Annotated in this window: 6 protein-coding genes; 3 read left to right on the forward strand and 3 right to left on the reverse strand. The window is 72.3% G+C overall.

All coding sequences use genetic code 11. From position 1 onward, the window contains the following. Positions 1 to 61: 61 nt before the first annotated feature. Positions 62 to 1,063, reverse strand: a complete 1,002-nt coding sequence (locus E1267_RS42135; RefSeq protein WP_132341684.1) for a methionine synthase — start codon at positions 1,061 to 1,063, stop codon at positions 62 to 64. Positions 1,064 to 1,087: 24 nt separating this feature from the next. On the opposite strand from E1267_RS42135, the gene E1267_RS42140 reads away from it, so the two are divergent. Beyond that, a complete protein-coding gene (locus E1267_RS42140) occupies positions 1,088 to 1,720 on the forward strand; it encodes an MBL fold metallo-hydrolase (RefSeq protein WP_132341686.1) in 633 nt (210 codons plus the stop codon). Here the strand turns inward: E1267_RS42140 and mnmA are convergent. Then, complete coding sequence (gene mnmA, locus E1267_RS42145; RefSeq protein ID WP_181957921.1) at positions 1,713 to 2,771, reverse strand: tRNA 2-thiouridine(34) synthase MnmA; 1,059 nt, start codon at positions 2,769 to 2,771, stop codon at positions 1,713 to 1,715. The genes E1267_RS42140 and mnmA overlap by 8 nt on opposite strands. A 116-nt stretch (positions 2,772 to 2,887) precedes the next feature. On the opposite strand from mnmA, the gene E1267_RS42150 reads away from it, so the two are divergent. Continuing rightward, the gene (locus tag E1267_RS42150) at positions 2,888 to 3,940 is read left to right on the forward strand and encodes a DUF695 domain-containing protein (RefSeq protein WP_132341688.1); all 1,053 of its coding nucleotides are present in this window, start codon (positions 2,888 to 2,890) and stop codon (positions 3,938 to 3,940) included. A 75-nt stretch (positions 3,941 to 4,015) separates the two neighbouring features. On the opposite strand, the gene E1267_RS42155 is transcribed toward E1267_RS42150, so the two are convergent. Continuing rightward, complete coding sequence (locus E1267_RS42155; RefSeq protein WP_281283760.1) at positions 4,016 to 5,233, reverse strand: cysteine desulfurase family protein; 1,218 nt, start codon at positions 5,231 to 5,233, stop codon at positions 4,016 to 4,018. 54 nt (positions 5,234 to 5,287) lie between these two features. Between E1267_RS42155 and E1267_RS42160 the strand changes: the two genes are divergently transcribed. After that, entirely contained in the window at positions 5,288 to 5,800 is a 513-nt protein-coding gene (locus E1267_RS42160; protein ID WP_132341690.1) for a TetR/AcrR family transcriptional regulator, read from the forward strand. Positions 5,801 to 5,828: the final 28 nt, after the last annotated feature.

Here is a 5,828-nt window from a genome sequence, read left to right on the forward strand (position 1 = left end):
CTCCACGCCCTCCACGCCCTCCACGCCACGGCCGGTCGTCGCGTGGAGGGTTCGTGAGCGGTCAGCCGGCCTGCCGCCCGCCCGCGGGATCGTCCCTGAGCACCTGGGCGGCCTTCTCGCAGGCGGCCAGCGCCGCTCGTGCGTACCTCGGCGTGGCCCCGGCCAGCCCGCACGAGGGGGTCAGCACCACCTGCGTCGCCAGCCGGTCGGGCGCGAACCCGAGCCGCCGCCACAACTCCACCGCGGGCCCGGCGATCGCCGCCGGGCCGGGCAGCCGGGTCTCCCTTCCTGGAACGACGCCCATGAACAGCACCATCCCGGCCTCGAAGAGCTCGCCCAGGGCGTCGTCGTCCCTGCGCCGCACCAGTGAGGCGTCGACGGAGACGCCGCGTACCCCCGCCGACCGCAGCAGGGCGAAAGGCACGGAAGGCGCGCAGCAGTGCACCACGGGAGCGTCGAAGAGCCGCAGCGACTCCTCCACCCGCCATCCCTCCACCGCGGCCAGCCGCCCGAACCCTGAGGCGGTGGGCACCGTGCCGGCCAGCACCCCCGGCAGCCCCGGCTCGTCGAGCTGCAGCACGATCTCCGTCACCCCGGGCAGCCGCCGCCGCACCTCCGCGCAGTGATCCGCGACCCCCTGCGCCAGCGACGCCGTCAGATCGCGTACGGCTCCCGCGTCGGCGAGCACCTTGTCGCCGTGCTTCAGCTCGATGGCGCCGGCCAGCGTCCATGGACCGCACACCTGCAGCTTGAGCGGCCCCGCGTGGTCGTGCGCGATCTCCTCCAGGCCGTCGAGATCGCGGCGCATGTGGTCGAGGGCCCGCTGGTGGTCGCGCCCCGGACGGTCGCTCAGCCGCCAGCCGGACGGCTGCACCTCGACCGGCAGGTCGACGAGCAGCCCCGCCGTACGCCCGACCATGTCGGCGCCGACGCCCCGGGCGGGCAGCTCAGGAAGGTAGGGCAGCCCGGGCACCTCGCCGAACACGACCCTGATCGCCTCAAGATGATCCTCGCCGGGATGTGAGCCGATCCCGGTGGCTTGGCCCATGGGCACTGTAGACATGGGCACAAGCGTAGGCTCTGGCGCATGGAGCTCACGAAATACGAACACGCGTGCGTCCGCGTGGAGAAGGACGGCAAGGTCCTGGTCATCGACCCGGGCACGTTCGGCGAGAGCCCCGTCCTGGAGGGCGCCGAAGCGGTTCTCATCACCCACGAGCACTTCGACCACGTGGACGTCGACAAGCTGAAGGCCGCTCCGCCCGGCCTGGAGATCTGGACGTGCGAGGCAGTCGCCGCAGCGCTGGCGGACGTGCCGGCCAAGGTGCAGGTCGTACGCCATGGCGACGGCTTCGAGACGGCCGGTTTCCGGGTGAAGGTGTTCGGCGAGTGGCACGCCGTCAACCACCCCGACATGCCCGTCGTGCAGAACGTCGGCTTCATGATCGACGACGAGCTCTTCTACCCCGGCGACGCCCTGACCGTGCCCGAGGTGGAGGTGCCGACGCTGCTGGCGCCGACCAACGCACCCTGGCTGAAGCTCAGCGAGATGGTCGGCTATCTGCGCGAGGTGCGCCCTGGACGGGCGTTCTCCACCCATGACGGCCTGCTCAACGACTTCGGCCTCACGGTGCTGGACAACTGGCTGAAGATGGAGTCGGACAAGCAGAAGGCCGAGATCCGCCGCCTGGAGGTCGGCGAGTCGGCCACCCTCAGCTAGCGGAGAGGATCGTCGCCGAGCCGATGACCGTGGCGCCGGAGTAGAGGACGGCGGCCTGCCCGGCCGCGACCCCCGTGGCCGGGCGGTCGAGGTCGATGCGGAGCCCGCCGCCTGCCTCCTCGAACCGGCAGCCGTAGACCTCCCCGTGGGCGCGAAGTTGCACGGTCAGGTCGTCGAAGCGGGACGGGCCGTTCCAGACCGGGGCGCCGCAGGTGATCGAGGTGACCTCGAGCGCCGCGCGCGGCCCCACCGTGACGGTGTTGGAGACCGGCTCGATCGACAGGACATAACGCGGCCTGCCGTCCGGGGCCGGGCGGTCGATGCGCAGACCCTTGCGCTGGCCGATCGTGAAGCCGTGGGCCCCCTGGTGACTGCCCACGACGGCGCCCTCCTGGTCGACGATCGGGCCCTCCGCCGCACCGAGCCGCTCGGACAGGAAGCCGCGGGTGTCGCCGTCGGCGATGAAGCAGATGTCGTGGCTGTCGGGCTTGTCGGCGACCGTCAGCCCGCGCCGGGCCGCCTCTTCGCGCACCTCGGCCTTGGTGGAGTCGCCCAGGGGGAAGATGGCGTGGCCGAGCTGCTCGCGGGTGAGCACCCCGAGCACGTAGGACTGGTCCTTGCCCTGGTCGGCGCTCCTGGACAGCACCCCGTCGACCAGCCTGGCGTGGTGGCCCGTGGCGACCGCGTCGAAGCCCAGGGCCAGCGCCCGGTCGAGCACCGCGGAGAACTTGATCTTCTCGTTGCAGCGCAGGCACGGGTTGGGCGTGCGGCCCGCGGCGTATTCGGACACGAAGTCCTCGATCACGTCGCGCTGGAACCGCTCGGCCATGTCCCAGATGTAGAAGGGGATGCCGATCACGTCGGCGGCACGCCGCGCGTCGCGAGAATCCTCGATCGTGCAGCAGCCCCGCGCCCCCGTGCGGTGGGATTGGGGGTTGGCGGAAAGAGCGAGGTGCACACCGGTGACGTCGTGACCGGCCTCGGCGATCCGAGCGGCGGCCACGGCGGAGTCGACGCCGCCCGACATGGCGGCAAGCACACGCAGTCCCATGACCTTCTCAGCGTACTGTCCGTACGGGAGTGCCCGGCCCTGTGCCCGACCCTGTGCCCGGCCAGGTACGCAGCCCATGTGCGCGATCGGGTCCGCGGTCTGCGAGGATTCAGCGCATGCGACTGTTCGGGCGCAAGGACGTAGAGGAAGAGGCCGGCGGGCAGGACGAGGCCGTCGCGGAGTTCTGGACGTGGTGGCAGGAGACCAGGCCCCGGCTCGACTCGCTGGTGGCCGAGGGCGAGGCGGCGGGGCTGGAGGAGTGTCTGGCTCCGGCGGTCTCCGCGATCCATCCCGAGCTGGTCTGGGAGGTGGCGCCCGGCAGGGAGGCGGCGCACGCCCTCGTGGTGACCGCGGCGGGCGACGCCGAGTTGCGCCCGCTCGCCCACCGCTGGGCCAGGGCCGCGCCCGCCGCCGACCTGCTGTGGGAGTTCCACCCGTCGAGACAGGCCAATCCGCAGGCCGCGGAGCTCACCATCGAGGTGGGCGGCTACGCGTTCGCGCTCGACAAGCTGATGCTCGGGCTGCGGGTGCCGCGCAACCAACCAAGGGTCGACGTGGCCGCCTACCACCCGATCTTCGCCGAGCTCGACGAGGAGACCAGGATGGAGGCCACGCTGCTGGCCCTCGACTGGCTGCTCGGCGAGGACGACGTCGCCAGATGGGTGGGCGAGATCACCCCGGCCACGTTCCAGCCGATCGACGCCGTCGCCGCCGTGCACCTGCCGGCCGTGGTCGCCGACGTGGCCTCCGGCTACGCGGAGGACGAGTGGGCGCTGCTCCAGGGCCAGACCGCGACCGGCGTGCCGCTCATCGCCACGGTCCGCCATCCGCTGCGCCCCGTCGACCACCCGCTCTGCGACCAGCACATCGCGATCACGCTGCCGTACGCGCACCGCGACGAGAACGGCCTGCCGGTCGACGGCTCGCTGGAGGCGCTGCGCGACTTCGAGGAACGCCTGGCGGCCCGCCTGCTCAAGCTGGGTGACGACGCGGTGCTCGCCGCGCACCTGAGCACGGAGGGGCACCGGATCATCCACGTCTACGCCGATCCGACCGGTGACGCCGCGATCCACGCCAAGGAGCTGATCGTGAGCTGGGAGGAGGGCGAGCCCCGCGTCGACGTGGCCGCCGACCCCGGCTGGACGGCCCTGGCGCCGTTCCTCACCTGACGGCTGCCGCAGCCGGGTCGCTGCGGCGCCGTCGCTCAGCCGACGGCTTGCTCACCTGACGGCGGAAGGGGGCGGTCAGCCGAGGCCAGCGCGGCGGGCGCGTTCGACGGCGGCGGGCAGCACCTCGATCAGGCGGTCGACGTCGTCACGCGTCGAGGTGTGCCCGAGGGTGAACCTGAGCGAGCCGCGTGCCGCCGCCGCGTCGGCGCCCATCGCCAGCAGCACGTGCGACGGTTGCGCGACGCCGGCCGAGCAGGCCGACCCGGTCGAGCACTCCACGCCCTTGGCGTCGAGCAGCATGAGCAGCGCGTCGCCCTCGCAGCCGGGGAAGGAGAAGTGGGCGTTGCCCGGCAACCTTCCCGGGGAGACCTCAGGCCGTCCGCCCGACGCGGAGGCGCTCTGCTGGGAGGCATGTCCGGGGTCGCCGTTGAGCACGACGTCGGGGACGGCCGCGCGTACGCGCTCGATCAGCTCGTCGCGCAGCGACGCCAGGCGGCGGCTCAGGGCCTCCTGCTCCTTCACGGCGGTGCTGACGGCCGCGGCGAGCCCCGCGATGGCGGGGGCGTCGAGCGTGCCGGAGCGTACGTCGCGCTCCTGACCACCGCCGTGCTGCACGGAGACCGGCGTCTGCCCTCTGGCCAGCAGCAGCGCGCCGGCGCCCATCGGGCCGCCGATCTTGTGGCCGGTCAGCGTGAGCGCGTCGACCCCCGACTCGGCGAACGACACGGGCAGCTGCCCCACCGCCTGGACGGCGTCGGTGTGGAACGGGATGCCGTGCTCGTGGGCGACGGCGGCCAGCTCGCGCACCGGCTGGACGGTGCCGACCTCGTTGTTGGCCCACATGACGCTGACCACGGCGACGTCGTCGGGGTCGCGTGCGATGGCGGCGCGCAGGGTCTCGGGACGGACGCGGCCGTGCTCGTCGACCTCCAGCAGCTCGACCGCGGCGCCCTGGCTGTCGGCCAGCCACTGGGCCGGGTCGAGCGCGGCGTGGTGCTCCACGGAGCTGATCAGCACGCGTCTGCGAGGGCGGCGCGCCCAGTAGAATCCCTTGATGGCGAGGTTGTCCGCCTCGGTGCCGCCCGAGGTGAACACGACCTCGCTGGGCCGCGCCCCCAGCGCGTCGGCGATCGTCTCGCGTGACTCCTCCACCACTCTGCGCATCCGGCGCCCGGCGCCGTGCAGCGAGGAAGCGTTTCCGACCTGTTGGAGCTGGACCGTCATGGCCTCGATCGCTTCGGGCAGCATCGGGGTGGTGGCTGCATGATCAAGATAGGCCGACGGTCTGGTCACGCGTTCAGGGTATCTCGTTTGCGACTGTACCGTCCGGACGGTACAGTCGGAGTCATGCGAAGGGACGAGCTTTTGGACGCGGCGGAGGAGCTCCTCTGCGACCAGGGTTCGACCGCGCTCACCCTTGCCGCGGTGGCGGACCGGGCGGGCGTCAGCAAGGGCGGCCTGCTCTATCACTACGCCTCCAAAGAAGCCCTGATCAAGGGCATGGTGGAGCGCCTGATCGACGACTTCGACGAGCTCATGGCCGCCCAGCCCGACGAGACCTACACCGGGCGCTATCTGGGCGCGACCCTGGCCGCCGTACGATCGGGCAGGTTGCGACGATGGGCGGTCGTCACAGGCGCGTCGGGCAACCTCTTCCTGCTGGCGCCGCTGCGCGAGGCGATGTCGCGGTGGCATCGCGAGGAGCTGGGCGACGAGCCCGACCCGCTGGCGGCCCAGATCGTGCGGCTGGCGTGTGAGGGGCTCTGGGACGTGGCGAGCCACGATCCGGAGCTCAACACGGACGACGATCTCCAGGCCCTGGAGGGCCGCCTCAGGGCGCTGCTCAAACCTCCCGCCTGAGCCGTCCCCGGCCCGCCCGCCTGAGCCG

Source organism: Nonomuraea longispora, from assembly GCF_004348345.1.
Classification (GTDB): Bacteria; Actinomycetota; Actinomycetes; order Streptosporangiales; family Streptosporangiaceae; genus Nonomuraea; species Nonomuraea longispora.

Coding starts and splice junctions, on each gene's coding strand:
- mnmA (WP_181957921.1), bottom strand. CDS start 2,771: ATGGGACTGCGTGTGCTTGCCGCCATGTCGGGCGGCGTCGACTCCGCC.
- E1267_RS42140 (WP_132341686.1), top strand. CDS start 1,088: ATGGAGCTCACGAAATACGAACACGCGTGCGTCCGCGTGGAGAAGGAC.
- E1267_RS42160 (WP_132341690.1), top strand. CDS start 5,288: ATGCGAAGGGACGAGCTTTTGGACGCGGCGGAGGAGCTCCTCTGCGAC.
- E1267_RS42150 (WP_132341688.1), top strand. CDS start 2,888: ATGCGACTGTTCGGGCGCAAGGACGTAGAGGAAGAGGCCGGCGGGCAG.
- E1267_RS42135 (WP_132341684.1), bottom strand. CDS start 1,063: ATGTCTACAGTGCCCATGGGCCAAGCCACCGGGATCGGCTCACATCCC.